This is a genomic window from Streptomyces sp. B21-083 (assembly GCF_036898825.1).
In the GTDB taxonomy this organism is placed as follows: domain Bacteria; phylum Actinomycetota; class Actinomycetes; order Streptomycetales; family Streptomycetaceae; genus Streptomyces.
Window position 1 is genome coordinate 2295001 of record NZ_JARUND010000002.1, and the last position, 17451, is coordinate 2312451.

Genomic DNA, 17451 nt, shown 5'->3' on the forward strand with positions numbered 1-17451 from the left:
CCTAATTGATCAGCGCGTCGGGTGACTTCCGTCGTACTGACGTACTGACGTAGGCCGTACCGACGTACCCGCGTGCCGTCACCCGGTTACAGATACGTCCGCCTTCAGCGCCGGTATCAGTGCGGTGACCGACAGGACGAAGAAAGCGGCGGCGAGCAGCGCCGGGGTGTTGAGTCCCCACGCTGTCGCGACGGCTCCGCCCAGCAGTGCGCCCAGGGGTGCTCCGGCGACCGCCAGCGTCCGGAAGGCCGAGCTGATCCGGCCCAGCATCGCGGCGGGGCTGCGGCTCTGCATCAGCGTCGTCGTATTGACGTTCCACACCATCCCCATGAGCCCGAACACCGCCAGGGCTGCCACCAGCGCGGCCAGGCTGCGCACCGAACCCATGACGACCAGCGCGCCGATCTGCGCCGTTCCGGCGAGCAGCACGGCCCGTATCCGCCCGAGTCGGCCGACGAGCCAGGCGTTCAGTACGCCACCGGCGAGGCTGCCGACGGTGTACGCGGTCATCGCCGCCACATACCCTCCGTCGCCCGCGTCCAGCCAGCGAGTCACCAGCAGCACCATCGTCGCGATGAGGGCGCCCATGCCCACGTTGCACAGTGCCGTGGCCGCGCACAGGCCACGCAGGGGCCCGTCGTGCCACAGGGCGCGCAGGCCCGCTGCGATCTCCGTGCGCAGGGTGCTGCCCGCCGGTCTGGGTGTCCGCGCGGGTACGTCGGGGCGCAGCGAGGCGACCAGGGCCGCCCCGGCCAGGAAGGTGACGGCATCGACCGCGTACGGAACGGCCGCGCCCAGGAGGAGCAGTACGGGCACCATCGGTGCGGCCAGCAGCCCGCCCGCGACACGCTGCCCGGTCATCAGGCGGGCGTTCGCTCCCCCGAGCGCCTCCTTCTCGACCAAGGTCGGCAGCAGGGCAGTCGAGGCGTTGTCGAAGAGGGTCTGAAGGGTGGTCAGCGCGAAGGCGAGCGCGACGAGCAGGCCGATCGAGGCATGGCCGAGGCCGACGGCCACGGCGAAACAGGCGACCAGTAGTCCTCGTAGCGCATCGACCGTCCACATGGCGCGGCGCTGGTCGACCCGGTCCGCGACGGCCCCGCCGAGCAGTCCGAAGACGAGCCAGGGCAGATAGCCGCAGGCCGTCACGGACGCGATGAGCAGGGGCTTGTCGGTGAGTGTGGTCGCGAGCAGGGGCAGTGCGGCGGTGCGCAGCGCGTCGCCGAAGCTGGAGAGTACGGCGGCGCTCCACAACCGCCCGAATCCCCCGCGCCACGCGGGCACACGCGCTCCCGCCATCTCGACCGTAGTCACCATCTCCCCCTCGCGGTTCGCCGATTCACAAACCGTAGAGGGCACCACTGACAATCGGTCGGGGCGCCGGTGGGTGACGTCCCGTCAAACGGCTCCGGCCAGGCACCTTTCGGTGCCTGGCCGGCCGTCAACTTCTAGATCTCGCCCCGCAGTTTGGCGAGGGCCTCGGCGAGGATCGCCTCGCCGTCCGCGTCGCTGCGCCGTTCCCGTACGTACGCCAGGTGCGTCTTGTACGGCTCGGTGCGCGGCGGGGCCGGTGGGTTGTCCCGGTCCTGGCCGGCGGGAAAGCCGCAGCGCGGGCAGTCCCAGGTGTCGGGGACCTGCGCGTCGCTGGCGAAGCTGGGCACCGTTTCGTGTCCGTTGGAGCACCAGAAGGAGATGCGCAGACGTGGCGCGGACTCGCCACGCTCGGCCTCGCCCATCGGCCCCGCCCCGACCCGGCTTCCTCGGATCGCGTTGCCACTTGCCACGGTCGTAACTCCCTGCGTAATGGTGCCGCGAAGCGAGTCGACGTTTTCGCTTCGTTGCGAGCGCCTCAGTCTACGTAAGGCCCAACGCGCGTCCAGTGCTTGGAGTTACAGGCCCTGCACCAAGACGCAAGCCCCATGATAGGCCGCCCTTGGCGGGGCGTACCGAACATGGGGCCTTACGTGCGGAATGTGCGTGCGTAATGTGCTGTCGTACCGGTATTTGGCGACCGGTGTCAGCCGCTGATCAGTTGTTCACCTTCATCAGGATGCCGAGTACGACAATGGACGCGAACCACAACAGGCCGATCACCACGGTGATGCGGTCGAGGTTGCGCTCGGCGACCGAGGAGCCGCCGACGGACGACTGCATGCCGCCACCGAACATGTCGGAGAGGCCGCCGCCCTTCCCCTTGTGCATCAGCACCAGCAGCATCAGCAGCAGGCTGAAGACGATCAGGGCGATCGAGAACCCCAAAACCACGGCTGGACCAACTTCCTCGGATTCTGATGGACGACGGGGCCGGAACTCTCATTCGGAACGCTCGGCGCACCAAATACTAGTTTCGGCCCCGCAAGAGTACGACGGATCGCTCCTAGCGCATACTCACTGGTCGCGGAACCGAACGATCTTGACGAACTCGTCGGCGTCCAGGGAGGCACCGCCGACCAGCGCGCCATCGATGTCGGGCTTCGCCATGATCTCCGCGACGTTCCCGGACTTCACCGAGCCGCCGTACTGGATGCGTACGGCGTCGGCGACGTCCTGGGAGTAGAGCTCGACGAGCTTCGCACGGATCGCCCCGCAGACCTCCTGGGCGTCGTCGGAGCCGCAGACCTTCCCGGTGCCGATGGCCCAGACGGGCTCGTACGCGATGACGACGGTCTCGGCCTGCTCGGCCGTGACGTCCTTGAGGCCGCCCTCGACCTGGGCGAGCGTGTGGGAGACGTGGTTGCCCGCCTCGCGGACCTCCAGCTCCTCGCCGACGCACAGGATCGGGGTCAGGCCGTGCTTGTAGGCGGCCTTCACCTTGGCGTTGACGAGCTCGTCGGTCTCGTCGTGGTACTGGCGGCGCTCCGAGTGGCCGATCGCCACGTAGGTGCACTTGAGTTTGGCCAGCATCGGGCCGGAGATCTCGCCCGTGTAGGCGCCCGTGTCGTGCGCGGAGATGTCCTGGGCGCCGTATTTGATCTTCAGTTTGTCGCCGTCGACCAGGGTCTGTACCGAACGCAGGTCGGTGAAGGGCGGCAGGACCGCGACCTCACAGGCCTCGTAGTCCTTGTCCGCGAGGGCGAAGGCGAGCTTCTGGACGTGGGCGATGGCCTCAAGGTGGTTGAGGTTCATCTTCCAGTTGCCCGCCATCAGGGGCGTGCGAGTGGTCATGTGCGGGGTCAGCCTTCCAGTGCGGCGAGACCGGGAAGCGTCTTGCCCTCGAGGTATTCGAGGGAGGCGCCGCCACCGGTCGAGATGTGGCCGAATGCGTTCTCGTCGAAGCCCAGGATGCGCACGGCGGCGGCGGAGTCTCCGCCGCCGACGACCGTGAAGGCCGGGGAGTCGAGGAGGGCCTGGGCGACCGCCTTGGTGCCCTCGGCGTAGTCGGGGTGCTCGAAGACGCCCATGGGCCCGTTCCAGAAGACGGTGCCGGCGTCGGCGAGCTTCGAGGCGTACAGCGTGCCGGACTCCGGACCGATGTCCAGGCCCATCCGGTCCGCGGGCATCGCGTCCGCGGCGACGGTGGTGGGGTTCGCCGGAGCCTTGGTCTTCAGGTCCGGGAACGCCGAGCCGACCAGCACGTCGACGGGGAGGATCAGCTCGACGCCGTTCTTCTCCGCGCGCTCGATGTACTCGTTGACGGCCGGGAGCTGGTCCTCCTGGACGAGCGAGGACCCGATCTCGTACCCCTTGGCCTTGAGGAAGGTGAACATCATGCCGCCGCCGATGAGGATGCGGTCGGCCTTGCCGAGGAGCTGGTCGATGACGGCGAGCTTGTCGGAGACCTTGGCGCCGCCGAGGACGACGACGTAGGGCCGCTTGACGTCCTCGGTGAGCTTCTTGAGGACGCCGACCTCGGTGGCGATGAGGTAGCCGGCGTAGTGCGGCAGGCGGGCCGGCAGGTCGAGGACCGAGGCGTGTCCGCGGTGTACGGCGCCGAAGCCGTCACCCACGTAGACATCGGCGAGGGCCGCGAGCTGATCGGCGAACTCGCCGCGCTCGGTGTCGTCCTTCGACGTCTCGCCGGCGTTGAAGCGCAGGTTCTCGAGCACCGCGACCTGGCCGGCCTTGAGGCCGTTCACGGCGTCCTGGGCGGCGGGGCCGACGGTGTCCTGGGCGAAGGCCACGGGGGCGTCCAGGAGTTCACCGAGGCGCTCGGCGGCGGGCCGCAGGGAGAAGACAGGGTCCGGGGCGCCCTTGGGGCGGCCCAGGTGGGAGGCGACGAGGACCTTGGCACCGGCGTCCGCGAGGGCCTTGACGGTGGGCAGGACGGCCCGGATGCGGCCGTCGTCGGTGATGACTCCGTCGGCCAGCGGCACGTTCAGGTCGGCGCGGACGAAGACCCGCTTGCCGTCGACTCCTTCAGCGAGGAGTTCGTCGATCGTCTTCATGAAGGGGACTCCTAGGGAGGGCTCTTTGGTCCGGGAGGGGGCTGGATCGATCCGCACGCGCCACAGGGCTCGGGCAACGCCGCGTTGCGTTGCCCGAGCCCTGTGCTCACATCGAAGTGCCTGCTCCGGTACTCAGAGCTGGTTGCCGACGAAGACCGTGAGGTCGACGAGGCGGTTGGAGTAGCCCCACTCGTTGTCGTACCAGCCGATGATCTTCACGCTGTTGCCCTGCACCATGGTCAGCGAGGAGTCGAAGGTGCAGGAGGCCGGCCAGCCGACGATGTCCGAGGAGACGATCGCGTCCTCGGTGTAGTCCAGGTAGCCCTTCAGCTCGCCCTGGGCGGCCTTCTGGAACGCGGCGTTGACCTCTTCCTTGGTCACCACGCGCTCCGTCTCGACGACCAGGTCGGTGACGGATCCCGTCGGGACCGGCACCCGCATCGCCATGCCGTTGAGCTTGCCCGACAGCTCCGGGATGACCACGCCGAGGGCCTTGGCCGCACCGGTGCTCGCCGGGATGATGTTCTCGGCGGCGGCGCGGGCGCGGCGCAGGTCCTTGTGCGGGAAGTCCTGCAGACGCTGGTCGCTGGTGTAGGCGTGCACCGTGGTCATCAGGCCCGAGACGATGCCGAAGTTCTCCAGGAGAACCTTGGCCATCGGCGCCACACAGTTGGTGGTGCAGGAGGCGTTCGAGATGATGTGGTGGTTCGCCGCGTCGTACTTGTCCTCGTTGACGCCGAGGACGATCGTGATGTCCTCGTCCGAGGCCGGAGCCGAGATGAGAACCTTCTTCGCTCCACCGGCGATGTGCTTCGCGGCGTCGGCCTTCTTGGTGAAGATGCCGGTCGACTCGATGACGATGTCGACGCCCAGCTCACCCCAGGGGATGTCGGCCGGGTCGCGCTCGGAGAGCACCTTGATGGTGTGACCGTCGACCGTGATCGTGTCGGCGGTGTGCGACACCTCGGCCTTGAGTCGACCCAGGATGGTGTCGTACTTGAGCAGGTGAGCGGTGGTCGCGGTGTCACCCAGGTCGTTGACAGCCACGATCTCGATGTCAGCACCCTGCTCCAGCAGCGCGCGGAAGTAGTTACGACCGATGCGGCCAAAGCCGTTGATGCCTACGCGGATCGTCACGAACCGATCTCCTCGTTGGTACGCCGGCTTACGTGCCGGCGAGTTGTATGGGATGTCCCCGACCGCCTACGACCCTACCTCTCTGCGGCGCCGGTGGTGACATCGAGATGCCCCATACACGGCAGGGCGGCCCGTACCCGCCAGTAGGGGTACGGACCGCCCAGGTTTTGCACCGCGATTACCCGATCGAAATCGGTGCGATCACCCGATGAAACGAGGGCTGATCACTTCTTCAGCGCGGCCAGTGCCTTGCCGAGGAGCGCCTTCCGGTCGGCCGCCGTGGTGACGTGCTCCAGGCCGAAGCCCAGCAGCACGGTGTCACCGGTGGTGACCGCTCCGTACGTCTTGAACAGCTCGCCCGACAGGCCCCAGTCCTTGATGACCGCGGGGCTGCCCGCGGGCGGTCCAGGAGTGCTCCAGGCGCCCAGGGACGTCTCGAAGCCCTCGACCGCGCCCGGCGTGCCGCCGATCACGACGGTGGCGTTGTCGGCGAGGACGCCGCGTCCGCCGGAGCCGGGGTCGGTGATGTAGCTGAGCGAGATCTCCACCTTCTTGCCGGCGTAGGCGGAGAGGTCGAAGTTGACCTCCTGCCAGCCCGCGGAGGCCCCGGTGAAGCTGTTCCAGGAGCCGCTGGTCCCGGTGGGCGTGCAGCCGCCCGAGCCGAGCGTCAGATAGCGGGTGAGCGCCGGGTGGCCCTGGATGAAGAACCCGGCCTCGCACTCGGCGGGCACGGTGGTGCTGGTCGCACCGCCCTTCTCCGGGAGCGTGGTCCAGTCGTCGGCCCCGGCCGTGTGGGCTTCGAGTACGGCGTGGTCGTAGCCCTCCTCCGTGTCCCACAGGAGCTGGGTACGGAAGGTGGGCGCGTCTGCCGCGCTCACCCCGGTCAGGTCGATGGTGCGGGCGAGGCGGTTCCAGGCGTAGTCGCTGTGGGTGACGGCCGCCATGGAGGAGCCCGCGTACGGTCCGTACGGGTTGGGGGTCCCCGGGTAGCCGCCCGCGCCCGCGCTGGCGAACTCCGGGTATGTCGCCGCGGACAGGTTGTCCGAGGTGACGCTGAAGGACCCGGCCGCGTTCAGCGGGTTGCCCGGCGCGTCTCCGAGGGCGCCGTTGACGCCGGTGAGTTTTCCGGAGCCGTTGAAGGCGGTGACCGACGGCAGGGTCGTGCGTGAGTAGGCGCCCAGGTAGTACTGGCTGAAGTCGTTCGACAGGGTGCCCCCGCCGAGGTCGACGGAGCCTCCGGCGCTCTCGCCGGCCTCGACCAGCTTGCCGCCCTCGTTGAGGTACGCGCGCAGTTGGAGCTGGGTGGCGTTGCCCGGTCGTACGGCGCCCGTGTAGTGGACGACCGTCTTGAAGTGGTCGAGCACGCCGAGCGCGTCGGGTGCGCCCAGGGCGGCGACGTCCCAGACGAGGGGCTTCCTGCCGTTGGCCTTCAGCGCGTCGACGTAGGTCTGCGCCTGTGCGGCGGTCGCGCCCTCCTCGGCGACGACCAGTGTGTCGGCACGCGGTCGCGGGGCGACCGTGTACGTGAACCGTGTGCTCTTGGTGGGCTTTTTGGCCTTCGTCACGCCGGTGAACCAGACCTCGACCTTGTCGCCGGGGTCGCCGTCGGCGATCTTGGCGCGGTACTCGTCGAAATACAGGTTGTCGTCTCCGCCGAAGGTCTCGCCGCCCTTCCACGCCTTGAGCGCCATGTTCTGCGTACGGCCGCCGTTGACGCGGTACTTGAGCTGCTTGTCGCGTACGGACTTGCGTACGACGACCGAGACCGCCTGGTCGGCGCCGCGCGAGTACGAGGTGGTGAAGGGTGCCGGGGTGAAGTCGGGCGCGTCGATGCCGACCGAGGACTTCGGCTGGTCGGGCCTGGCCGCGGACTCGGCGACCGAAAGGGCGAAGGGGACGTTCTTGGCGAACTCCTGCTGGATCAGCTTCTCGTCGTCCGGGAAGGTGAAGACCGAGGCGCAGTCGGCCGCGTTCCAGGCGTCGTCCGGGTAGAGGTTCGACGCGGTCTGGCAGGTCGACATCTCCGGGGTGAACATCGCCGTGCCGTTGACGTTGGCGGCGTGGCCGTCCGCCTCGCCGTTGGTGGTGTACAGCTCGGAGGAGATCTGGGGGTGGTAACCGGGGATCGCGGAGTTCTCCGGAGTACCGGCGAGCGACTTGTAGAGGACGTCGTCGGGGCTCGGCGAGGCCACCTGCCAGCCGACTCCGTAGAGGAGGAGTTCGGCGGCGGAGTGGTAGTTGATGCCGTACTTGAAGCCGACGCGCTTCTCGAACGCGTCCAGGGCCTTGGTCTCGGGCTCGGAGTTGGGGCCGGCACCGCGGTAGGTCTCACTGGTGGGGAACGGGGACGAGCCCTCGTCGTCGTAGCCCCACTTGTAGGCGAAGTTGCGGTTGAGGTCGACGCCGTCGCCGATGGTGGTGGCGCCGTCGCCGTTGACGTCCCGCATGTTCTTGCGCCACTGGCGATCGCCGTCGGCCCGGTGCGTGAAGTCGTAGCCGTCGGGGTTCGCCGACAGGACGAACCACAGTTCGGTCGAGTCGACGATCTTCTTGATGCGGCGGTCCCTGGAGTAGTTGTCCAGGTAGTAGTGCATCAGCCGGCGGGTCATCTCCGGCGTGATCCATTCACGCGCGTGCTGGTTGGACATGTACAGGACGGACGGCTTGGCGCCGTCCTTGGACTTCTTCGCGCCCTTGGTCAGTTTGAGCGCGAGGATGTCCTGCCCCTGAAGGGTCTTGCCGATGGAGACGACCTTGGTCAGGGCCGGGTTCTCCTGTGCGGTCCGGAGGATCTCCTCTTTGAGGTTTCCGGCTCCGCCGTACGGCCGGTAGACACCGTCACCGGCGGCGGCCACACGCGCGCGTGCCTTCGCCGTGAGCGTGTGCTCCTTGAGGTCGACGCCCTTGTCCTCCAGCTGGTCGGCCTGTTTGTCGGTCAGATAGACCTCGACCGTGGCCGTGCCCTTGTCCGGTGCCTGCTCCCCGAGTTCGTGTCCGTCCTGGCCGGCCGCGAGCAGCAGGGGTATCTGCGCCTTCGTGACCTCGGCTCGGAAGACCTTGACCTCGTCGGCGCCGGGTGTGCCGGCGCCTTCCGCGGCCACGGCGACGGGCGCGAGTCCCGCGCCGCCCAGCAGGAGTGCGCCGGCGGCGAGGAACGTTCTCGCTCTGCGTCTCATGTACCCCCCTAGCGATGGCCCGCCGCAGTGGCGGGCCAGATGCCAGGCTCATGACAGTTCATGATCCAGTCAAGGGGGCGTCAACAACTGACAAACGCCGATACCGGCACCCGAAGTGGGCACCGGCATCGGCGTGTTGAGGGCGGGTCAGCCCTGTGTGAGGCTCCGTCAGCCCGCGTCGGCCATCTCTTCGGTGAGGTTGGACTCCGTCCCCGGAACGCCCAGGTCCTGGGCCCGCTTGTCGGCCATGGCGAGCAGCCGGCGGATTCGGCCCGCGACGGCGTCCTTGGTCAGCGGCGGGTCGGCGAGGGCGCCGAGCTCCTCCAGGGAGGCCTGCTTGTGCTCCATACGCAGCTGTCCGGCCGCCGCGAGATGCTCGGGGACCTCTTCGGCGAGGATCTCCAGCGCGCGCTGGACCCGGGCGCCGGCGGCGACGGCCGCGCGCGCGGACCGTCGCAGGTTGGCGTCGTCGAAGTTGGCGAGGCGGTTCGCGGTTGCCCGGACCTCACGGCGCATCCGCCGCTCCTCCCAGGCCAGCACGGACTCGTGTGCGCCGAGCCGGGTGAGGAGGGCGCCGATCGCGTCCCCGTCGCGGACGACCACCCGGTCGACACCCCGCACCTCGCGGGCCTTGGCGGCGATCGAGAGTCGTCGGGCGGCGCCGACGAGGGCGAGCGCGGCCTCGGGGCCGGGGCAGGTCACCTCCAAGGACGAGGAACGTCCCGGCTCGGTGAGCGAGCCGTGGGCCAGGAAGGCACCTCTCCAGGCCGCCTCCGCGTCACAGGTCGCCCCGGAGACCACCTGGGGGGGCAGGCCCCTGATCGGGCGCCCACGGCCGTCCACGAGCCCTGTCTGGCGGGCCAACTGGTCACCTCCCGCGACCACCCGGACGACGTAACGGGAGCCGCGGCGCAGTCCGCCGGGTGCCATCACGATCAGTTCGGAACTGTGGCCGAAGATCTCCAGAATGTCCCGCTTGAGCCGACGGGCCGCCATCGCGGTGTCCAGCTCCGCCTCGATCACGATGCGCCCGCTCACCAGGTGGAGGCCGCCGGCGAACCGCAGAATGGCGGAGACCTCCGCCTTCCTGCAGCAGGTACGGGTGACGGGGAGCCGGGAAATCTCGTCCTTCACCGCTGCCGTCATCGCCATGGGCCGATCCTTCCATGCATCCGAAAAATACGGTCGTACGCGGCGGCCAACAGCTCCGTATCGTGCCGAGGAGATCCGTCGGTCCGGGCCACCGGCGCCAGCTCGACCGCGGCACCGAACCGCTTGGCGGCATCGGTCAGCAAGTCGCGGTCGGGCACGGCGGCCTCGTCGGCCAGCACCACGTCCAGGGCGAGTTTAGGGGCGTGTCGTCCCAAAACCTCCAAATGACGCTGCGGTGAGAAGCCTTCGGTTTCTCCGGGTTGCGGCGCGAGGTTCAGCGAGAGTACCCGGCGGGCCTTCGTCTCGGTGAGCGCCTCCAGCAGCTCGGGCACCAGAAGGTGCGGAATCACGGAGGAGAACCAGGATCCGGGCCCGAGAACCACCCAGTCGGCGTCCAGGACGGCGGCGACGGCTTCCGGGACGGCGGGCGGGTCGTGCGGCACGAGGTGCACGGTCTGCACCTCGCCCGGCGTCAACGCGACATTCGCCTGCCCCCGTACGGTGTCGACATCGTCGGGCCGATCCGGGTCGTGGCCCCTGACCAGAGCCTGCAGTTCCAGCGGTACGGCGGACATCGGCAGGACCCGGCCGTGCGCGCCCAGAAGCCTGCCGACCAGGTCGAGGGCCTGGACGTGGTCGCCGAGCTGCTCCCACAGGGCGACGATCAGCAGGTTGCCGACCGCGTGTTCGTGCAGCTCGCCCTTGGACTGGAAGCGGTGCTGGATGACGCGGGCCCAGGTCTGGCCCCATTCGTCGTCGCCGCACAGGGCGGCCAGCGCCTTGCGCAGGTCGCCGGGCGGCAGGACGCCCAGCTCGTCGCGCAGGCGCCCGCTCGAGCCGCCGTCGTCGGCCACGGTGACGACAGCGGTCAGGTCGCCGGTGATCCGGCGCAGTGCGGCGAGGGAGGCGGACAGGCCCATGCCGCCGCCCAGGGCGACGACCTTGGGCTGGGCGCCCCGGCGGCGCGGCCTGGCGCCGCGGGCCTCGACGGGCCGGCCCGCGCGACCCTCGGGGGTCACCCGGCGCAGCCTGCCCAGCCGCGGTGTACGTCCCGTCATTCCCGTCCCATGTCCCGGTGCACGATCACGGTCTCCACGCCCTGCGAGGCAAGGCGCGCGGCGAGCTTCTCGGAGGTGGCGACGGAACGGTGCTTGCCGCCGGTGCAGCCGACCGCGATCGTCACATAGCGCTTGCCCTCGCGGCGGTATCCGGCGGCGATGAGCTGCAGCAGCTCCGCGTACCGGTCGAGGAACTCCTTGGCGCCGGGCTGGTTGAAGACGTACGCCGACACCTCCTCGTTGAGGCCGGTGTAGGGGCGCAGCTCCGGGACCCAGTGCGGGTTGGGCAGGAACCGCATGTCCACGACCAGGTCGGCGTCGACCGGGAGGCCGTACTTGAAGCCGAAGGACATCACCGTGGCCCGCAGCTCGGGCTCCTCGTCGCCGGCGAACTGGGCGTCCATCTTGGCGCGCAGTTCGTGCACGTTGAGGCTGGAGGTGTCGATCACCAGGTCGGCGTCGCCGCGCAGTTCGCGCAGCAGTTCGCGCTCGGCGTCGATGCCGTCGACGATGCGGCCGTCGCCCTGGAGGGGGTGCGGCCGGCGCACCGACTCGAAACGGCGTACCAGGGCGTCGTCCGAGGACTCCAGGAAGACGATCCGCCGGGTGACGCCCTTCACCGCCAGATCGGCGAGCGAATCACGGAGATTGTCGAAGAAACGCCTGCCGCGTACGTCGACGACGACCGCGATCCTGGCCACGTTGCCCTGGGAGCGGGCCCCGAGCTCCACCATCGTGGGGATCAGCGCGGGCGGCAGGTTGTCGACGACGAACCAGCCGAGGTCCTCCAGACACTTGGCGGCCGTCGAACGGCCGGCTCCGGACATACCGGAGATGATCACCAGCTCGGGGATGGCCGCCTCGGCGGTCCCGGCTGTCTCGATGCCCGTACCCACTTGCTCTCCGTCTTCCTGGCCCGGTGGTGCCTGGCCCGCCGTCTCGCCCGGTGCCGGACCCTCGGCGTGCCGCGAGCGATCATCGCCCGCTTCCTTGTGACCTGTCTGGCCGTCCGCTGTGCGCTCGGCCTTCGGTGTCTCGTGCTCGGTCATGTCTCCTGCCCCCGTCGCTCGTCCGGAGCGCCCGCGGCTACGGGCTCCCCCGGGGACCCCGCTCTCGTCTCGGGTTCCCCGTTCTGCGTGTCTGCCTTGTCTGCCTTGTCTGCCGTGTAATCCATGATCTCTCCGGTCGCCGTGTTCACGGCGGGCGCGGCCGGGGCCGCCTCTGCGAGGGCCACGGCGATCGTCTCGGCCGTCTTGAGGCCTATGCCGGGAACCTCGCGGATCTGGTCGATTGTGGCGGACCGCAGCTTTTTCACCGAGCCGAAATGCTTGATCAGCGCCTGTTTCCGGGTTTCACCGAGGCCTGGCACGTCGTCCAGGGGGCTTGCCCGGAAGCGTTTGGCCCGTTTGACGCGCTGATAGGTGATCGCGAAGCGGTGGGCCTCGTCACGGACGCGCTGGAGCAGATACAGGCCCTCACTCGTACGGGGGAGGATCACGGGGTCGTCCTCGCCGGGTACCCAGACCTCCTCCAGGCGCTTGGCGAGGCCACAGACTGCGATGTCGTCGATGCCCAGCTCGTCCAGCGCCCGCTGGGCGGCGGCCACCTGCGGCTGCCCGCCGTCGACGACGACGAGCTGCGGCGGGTAGGCGAACCGCTTGGGCCGCCCTTCGTCGTCCTGCAGCTCCCCGCCGGGTTCCTTGCCGAGCTCCTGGCCGGTTCCCGAGCCGGATTCCTGGCCGTCCGCCCACTCTCCGGTCTTCTCCTTCTCGGCGATGTAGCGCTTGAAGCGGCGGCCGATCACCTCGTGCATGGACCGGACGTCGTCCTGTCCCTCGAAGCCTTTGATCTGGAACCGGCGGTACTCGCTTTTCCGCTGCAGGCCGTCCTCGAAGACGACCATCGAGGCCACCACGTCGTCGCCCTGGAAGTGGGAGATGTCGTAGCACTCGATCCGCAGGGGGGCGCTGTCCAGGTCGAGGGCCTCGGCGATCTCCTCCAGGGCGCGCGAGCGGGTCGTCAGGTCGGAGGCGCGCTTGGTCTTGTGCAGCACGAGAGAATGCTGGGCGTTGCGCTGCACGGTCTCCATCAGGGCCTTCTTGTCGCCGCGCTGCGGGATACGCAGCGAGACGCCGGATCCGCGCCGCTCAGCCAGCCACTCCTGGACGGGTTCCACGGGGTCGGGCAGCGCGGGGACGAGGACCTCCTTGGGTACGGAGTCACCCTTCTCCTCCCCGTAGAGCTGCTGGAGGGCGTGCTCGACCAGTGCGCCGGTGGTGATCTCCTCGACCTTGTCGGTCACCCAGCCCCGCTGGCCGCGCACCCGCCCACCGCGGACGTGGAAGATCTGGACGGCCGCTTCCAGCTCGTCCTCGGCGACCGCGATCAGGTCGGCGTCGGTCGCGTCGGCGAGCACGACCGCGCTCTTCTCCATGGCCTTCCTGAGGGCCTCGATGTCGTCGCGCAGACGGGCCGCCCGCTCGTACTCCATCTCCTCGGCCGCTTCCGTCATCCGCTGTTCGAGCCTGCGGATGTACGTCCCTGTTCGGCCCGCCATGAAGTCGCTGAACTCGTCGGCCAGGTCGCGGTGTTCCTCGGCCGAGACCCGCCCGACGCAGGGTGCCGAGCACTTGCCGATGTAGCCGAGGAGGCAGGGGCGCCCGGTGCGGGCGGCGTTCTTGAAGACTCCGGCCGAGCAGGTGCGCACCGGGAAGACGCGCAGGAGCAGGTCCACGGTGTCGCGGATCGCCCACGCGTGCCCGTAGGGCCCGAAGTAGCGCACACCCTTGCGCTTCTGACCGCGCATCACCTGCACGCGCGGGTACTCCTCGTTCATCGTCACCGCGAGATACGGGTAGCTCTTGTCGTCGCGGTACTTGACGTTGAAACGGGGGTCGTACTCCTTGATCCAGGAGTACTCCAGCTGGAGCGCCTCCACCTCAGTGGACACCACCGTCCACTCCACGGAGGCCGCCGTGGTGACCATCGTGCGGGTGCGCGGGTGGAGCCCGGTCAGGTCCTGGAAGTAGTTGGCCAGGCGCTGGCGCAGGCTTTTCGCCTTCCCGACGTAGATCACCCGGCGGTGCTCGTCGCGGAATCTGTACACCCCGGGAGAGTCCGGGATCTGTCCCGGCTTGGGGCGGTAGCTGGAGGGGTCGGCCATGTCTCACACCCTACTGGCGGGGTGTGACAGTGCGGTGATCCTGTGGACGGCCACCGCCGGGCCCCGGGGAGGGCCGGCGGGAAGGGAGAGCCCCAGCGGCCACGCGTGTTGCGCCTCAGGTGTTGTCGCGCCTTGGTCAACACGCTTCAATGCGGGGGAACTCGGGGCGGTGAACGGCCGCGTACGTACGTGAGGACACCAGGACACGGGGGCGGGACGCCTCGTGCGCCCGCCGGGCCTCCTCGGTTCGACCCACGCGCGCGGTCCGACCAGCCGCCGTGATCATTCACAGAAGGGCCCCTGTATGCGCCAATCCTCACCCCACGCGGACGACGTCATCGCGCAGGACGTCACCGCGGAACTGGACACGGCCCTGCGGAACGGCCCCTTCCACATGGCTCTGCGGGCCGCGATCACGGCGCGTGGTCTGCCGCTGCAACGCGTCCAGCACCATCTGTGGCGGTACGGGGTCAAGGTCGGCGTCACCAGTCTGAGCTACTGGCAGCAGGGCGCCCGCCGCCCGCAGCGCCCCGAGTCGCTGCGGGCCGTGAGAGCCCTGGAGGAGATCCTCCAGCTACCGGAAGAATCGTTGATACGGCTGCTGGCCCAGGACGACGAACGTGTCGGCACGCAGCGTCCCGCCGCGCGGTCGTACCGCTCCCTGGTGGAGGCCTCCGGCGTCCTGGAACAGCTGCTGACGGAGCTGGGGGCACCGCTCGACGGCGGGCTGCACACCCTCGGCCTGCACGAACGGGTACGGATCGGCACCCGCCGTGAACTCCTGACCCGTGAGGCCCACCACATCGTGCGCGCCCACCGGGACGGCACCGACCGTTTCGTCGCCGTGCACCACGGCGACCCCGGCTGCGCCCCGGACCGTATGTCGGTGCACGCTCTGGAGAACTGCCGCACGGGGCGGATACGACGGCACCATGACACCGGGGTGCTCGTCGCCGAACTCCTCTTCGACACACGGCTGCGCGCAGGCGACACGTTCCTCTTCAGGTACGCCGTCGAGGACGGCACCGCCGAGGTGTCCCGTGAGTACGTCCGTGGCTTCGGTGTCGCGGGCGGCCAGTACGCGCTCCAGGTCCGCTTCGACGACGGGTCGCTACCGGTACGGTGCCACCGGTTCGCCCAGCATTCGGCCGCGGCACCCCGCAGCGGCCGCCAGGACCTGCCGGTCAGCGCCCGCCACCGCTCGGTCCACCTCGTCGAGCCGAGGCTGCGCCCGGGCATCCTGGGCATCGGCTGGGACTGGGAGTGACGGACTCGGGGTGAGAGACCAGACGACGTAAACGCTTACGTAAACGCTTGCGCAAGCGTTTACGTCCCCCTGCGGATGCGATACGTTGCCGCCATCGAAGCCCGATCGGGACGGGAAGGCGAGGACTCGATGGCGACGATGACCGACGTCGCGCGGCATGCGGGCGTGTCCGTGGCGACCGTCTCGCACGTGCTGAACGAGACCCGTGTCGTACGCCCCGCGACCCGGCAGGCCGTCCTCGACGCCATCGAGGTACTCGGCTACACCCCGAACACGCTGGCCCGTTCCCTGGTCACCGCCCGGACGCGGTCGATCGGGCTCGCGGTGTCGGCGATCAGCAACCCGTACTTCACGGAGATCCTCCAGGGCGTTGAGTCCGGGGCCCTGGAACACGGCTACAGCCTCCTCCTCGCCGATCCGCACGACGACCCCGAGCACGAGCGCAAGGTCGTCCAGCTGCTGCACGAACGACGCGTGGACGGCATGATCGTCGCCCCCTCGGCGGATCCCGGCGCCCTGGTCGCCTACCTGACCCGGCACGACGTACCGACGGTGTTCCTGGACCGGGTCCTCGACACCGCCTCGGACAGCGCCCCTCGCTTCGACCAGGTGTGCGCCGAGAACGCCGAACCCATGGCCCGGCTGATGGCCCACCTCACCGCACTCGGTCATCGGCGCATCGGCCTGGTCGCGGGCCGCGCCGGTCTCAGCACGACGGCGGAGCGGATCACCGGCTATCGCATCGGCCTCGCGTCCGCCGGGCTGCCCCACGACGAACGTCTGGTGGCTCATGGCGACTCCGAGTCCCAGGGCGCCGAGCGGGCCACCGCCGCCCTCCTCTCTCTCGCCGCGCCCCCGACCGCCCTCGTCACCGCCAACAACGCCATGACCATCGGCGCCCTGCGCGCCCTGCGCGAGCGGGGCCTCACCGTGCCCGGTGATCTGGCGCTGTGCTGCTTCGACGACTTCGCCTGGGCCGACCTCTTCACCCCGGGGCTCACCGCGATCGCGCAGCCCGGCAAGAGCATCGGCACCGAGGCCGTACGTCTGCTCCTGGACCGTCTGGCCGTCCCGGACCGCCCGACCAGGACCGTGCGGCTCCCGTGCACGTTCGTCCATCGTGAGTCGTGCGGGTGCGCCGACCCGGAGCGCCGCGAGAACCCTCGCCACGCCGAGAGAGGACCCAGTTCGTGATCGTCGTCGCCGGTGAGGCTCTGATCGACCTGGTACCGCGCGCGGCGGGTCCCCTCGCGGATCTGCGACCGGCGCTGGGCGGCGGGCCGTACAACACGGCCGTGGCCCTCGGCCGCCTGGGCTCCCCCACCGCGTTCTGCTCACGCGTCTCGTTCGACGCCTTCGGTGAGGCGCTCCTCGACGGGCTGCGCGCGGCGGCCGTCGACGTGTCGTCCGTACAGCGCGGCAGCGAGCCGACGACGCTCGCCGTCGCCTCGATCGGTCTGGACGGCTCCGCCGTCTACTCCTTCCATGTCGAGGGCACCGCCGACCGGCTGTTCACGGCACCCGCGCGCCTCCCCGACACCGTTCGCGCGGTGTCGTTCGGTACCTGCTCCCTGGTCCTGGAGCCCGGGGCGAGCGCGTACGAGGAACTGCTGCGCAGCGCCGCCGCACAGGGGGTGTTCACCGCCCTCGACCCGAACATCAGGGCGGTGCTGATCCCCGACGCGGACGCCTACCGGGCCCGTTTCAGGAGTTGGCTGCCGTCGGTGTCGCTGCTCAAGCTCTCGGAGGAGGACGCGAAGTGGCTCGGGGGAACTCCGCGCGAGTGGCTGGCCGCCGGTCCCTCCGCCGTCGTGGTCACCCGGGGCGGCGACGGGCTGACCGTCTTCACCCATGACGGAGCGGAGCACTCCGTGCCGGGCGAGGAGGTCGACGTCGTGGACACGATCGGCGCCGGCGACACCGTGAACGCGGCGCTGCTGCACGGTCTGTCGGCCCGGGACGCGCTGTCCCCGGCGGCGCTGGCCGACCTGGGCCCCGACGGCTGGACCGAGCTGCTCCGCCTCGCCGCGCGCGCGGCGGCGATCACCTGCTCGCGAGCGGGAGCGGAACCGCCGTACGCGGCCGAACTGGGCGACCTGTAGGGGACGTTCAGCCG

At 69.6% G+C, this 17451-nt stretch carries 14 protein-coding genes; 3 read left to right on the forward strand and 11 right to left on the reverse strand.

Translation table 11 applies throughout. The features are described 5' to 3' along the window. Positions 1-78: 78 nt before the first annotated feature. The 11 genes from QA861_RS34255 to uvrC form a co-directional block, all read right to left on the reverse strand. Entirely contained in the window at positions 79-1311 is a 1233-nt protein-coding gene (locus tag QA861_RS34255) for an MFS transporter (protein WP_334594938.1), read from the reverse strand. Between the two features lie 134 nt (positions 1312-1445). Then, on the reverse strand, positions 1446-1781 hold the full coding sequence (locus tag QA861_RS34260; protein ID WP_006373288.1) for an RNA polymerase-binding protein RbpA: 336 nt from the start codon (positions 1779-1781) through the stop codon (positions 1446-1448). A gap of 244 nt (positions 1782-2025) precedes the next feature. Next, positions 2026-2262 (reverse strand): preprotein translocase subunit SecG, encoded by a 237-nt coding sequence (gene secG, locus QA861_RS34265; RefSeq protein ID WP_006373292.1) that lies wholly within the window; start codon positions 2260-2262, stop codon positions 2026-2028. Between the two features lie 123 nt (positions 2263-2385). After that, positions 2386-3162 (reverse strand): triose-phosphate isomerase, encoded by a 777-nt coding sequence (tpiA, locus tag QA861_RS34270; protein ID WP_334592554.1) that lies wholly within the window; start codon positions 3160-3162, stop codon positions 2386-2388. 8 nt (positions 3163-3170) lie between these two features. After that, positions 3171-4382: a phosphoglycerate kinase gene (locus tag QA861_RS34275; RefSeq protein WP_334592556.1), complete on the reverse strand. Its 1212-nt coding sequence runs from the start codon at positions 4380-4382 to the stop codon at positions 3171-3173. A gap of 132 nt (positions 4383-4514) precedes the next feature. Next, the gene (gene gap, locus QA861_RS34280; RefSeq protein WP_334592557.1) at positions 4515-5519 is read right to left on the reverse strand and encodes a type I glyceraldehyde-3-phosphate dehydrogenase; all 1005 of its coding nucleotides are present in this window, start codon (positions 5517-5519) and stop codon (positions 4515-4517) included. 224 nt (positions 5520-5743) lie between these two features. After that, positions 5744-8695 (reverse strand): M14 family metallopeptidase, encoded by a 2952-nt coding sequence (locus tag QA861_RS34285; RefSeq protein WP_334592558.1) that lies wholly within the window; start codon positions 8693-8695, stop codon positions 5744-5746. A gap of 168 nt (positions 8696-8863) precedes the next feature. After that, positions 8864-9847: a DNA-binding protein WhiA gene (whiA, locus tag QA861_RS34290; protein WP_334592559.1), complete on the reverse strand. Its 984-nt coding sequence runs from the start codon at positions 9845-9847 to the stop codon at positions 8864-8866. Further along, positions 9838-10905, reverse strand: coding sequence for a gluconeogenesis factor YvcK family protein (locus QA861_RS34295; RefSeq protein WP_334592560.1), 1068 nt, complete (start codon positions 10903-10905; stop codon positions 9838-9840). The genes whiA and QA861_RS34295 overlap by 10 nt, the downstream gene beginning before the upstream one ends. Continuing rightward, positions 10902-11954 carry an RNase adapter RapZ gene (gene rapZ, locus QA861_RS34300; protein WP_334592561.1) on the reverse strand — a complete coding sequence of 351 codons (1053 nt, stop codon included), beginning with the start codon at positions 11952-11954 and terminating at the stop codon, positions 10902-10904. Before rapZ ends, QA861_RS34295 begins: the two co-directional genes overlap by 4 nt. Beyond that, positions 11951-14068 (reverse strand): excinuclease ABC subunit UvrC, encoded by a 2118-nt coding sequence (gene uvrC / locus QA861_RS34305; RefSeq protein ID WP_334592562.1) that lies wholly within the window; start codon positions 14066-14068, stop codon positions 11951-11953. The genes rapZ and uvrC overlap by 4 nt, the downstream gene beginning before the upstream one ends. A 304-nt stretch (positions 14069-14372) precedes the next feature. On the opposite strand from uvrC, the gene QA861_RS34310 reads away from it, so the two are divergent. The 3 genes from QA861_RS34310 to QA861_RS34320 all read left to right on the forward strand — a co-directional run bounded on the left by QA861_RS34310 (position 14373) and on the right by QA861_RS34320 (position 17437). Then, on the forward strand, positions 14373-15335 hold the full coding sequence (locus QA861_RS34310) for a hypothetical protein (protein WP_334592564.1): 963 nt from the start codon (positions 14373-14375) through the stop codon (positions 15333-15335). A 129-nt stretch (positions 15336-15464) separates the two neighbouring features. Then, a complete protein-coding gene (locus QA861_RS34315) occupies positions 15465-16529 on the forward strand; it encodes a LacI family DNA-binding transcriptional regulator (protein WP_334592566.1) in 1065 nt (354 codons plus the stop codon). Next, positions 16526-17437 carry a carbohydrate kinase family protein gene (locus QA861_RS34320; protein WP_334592567.1) on the forward strand — a complete coding sequence of 304 codons (912 nt, stop codon included), beginning with the start codon at positions 16526-16528 and terminating at the stop codon, positions 17435-17437. Before QA861_RS34315 ends, QA861_RS34320 begins: the two co-directional genes overlap by 4 nt. Positions 17438-17451 lie beyond the last annotated feature (14 nt).

Bases quoted from the DNA above. Each gene is read 5' to 3' on its own strand.
- QA861_RS34295 (WP_334592560.1), bottom strand. From the start codon at position 10,905: ATGACGGGACGTACACCGCGGCTGGGCAGGCTGCGCCGGGTGACCCCC.
- tpiA (WP_334592554.1), bottom strand. From the start codon at position 3,162: ATGACCACTCGCACGCCCCTGATGGCGGGCAACTGGAAGATGAACCTC.
- QA861_RS34315 (WP_334592566.1), top strand. From the start codon at position 15,465: ATGGCGACGATGACCGACGTCGCGCGGCATGCGGGCGTGTCCGTGGCG.
- QA861_RS34310 (WP_334592564.1), top strand. From the start codon at position 14,373: ATGCGCCAATCCTCACCCCACGCGGACGACGTCATCGCGCAGGACGTC.
- whiA (WP_334592559.1), bottom strand. From the start codon at position 9,847: ATGGCGATGACGGCAGCGGTGAAGGACGAGATTTCCCGGCTCCCCGTC.
- QA861_RS34275 (WP_334592556.1), bottom strand. From the start codon at position 4,382: ATGAAGACGATCGACGAACTCCTCGCTGAAGGAGTCGACGGCAAGCGG.
- QA861_RS34285 (WP_334592558.1), bottom strand. From the start codon at position 8,695: ATGAGACGCAGAGCGAGAACGTTCCTCGCCGCCGGCGCACTCCTGCTG.
- rapZ (WP_334592561.1), bottom strand. From the start codon at position 11,954: ATGACCGAGCACGAGACACCGAAGGCCGAGCGCACAGCGGACGGCCAG.
- uvrC (WP_334592562.1), bottom strand. From the start codon at position 14,068: ATGGCCGACCCCTCCAGCTACCGCCCCAAGCCGGGACAGATCCCGGAC.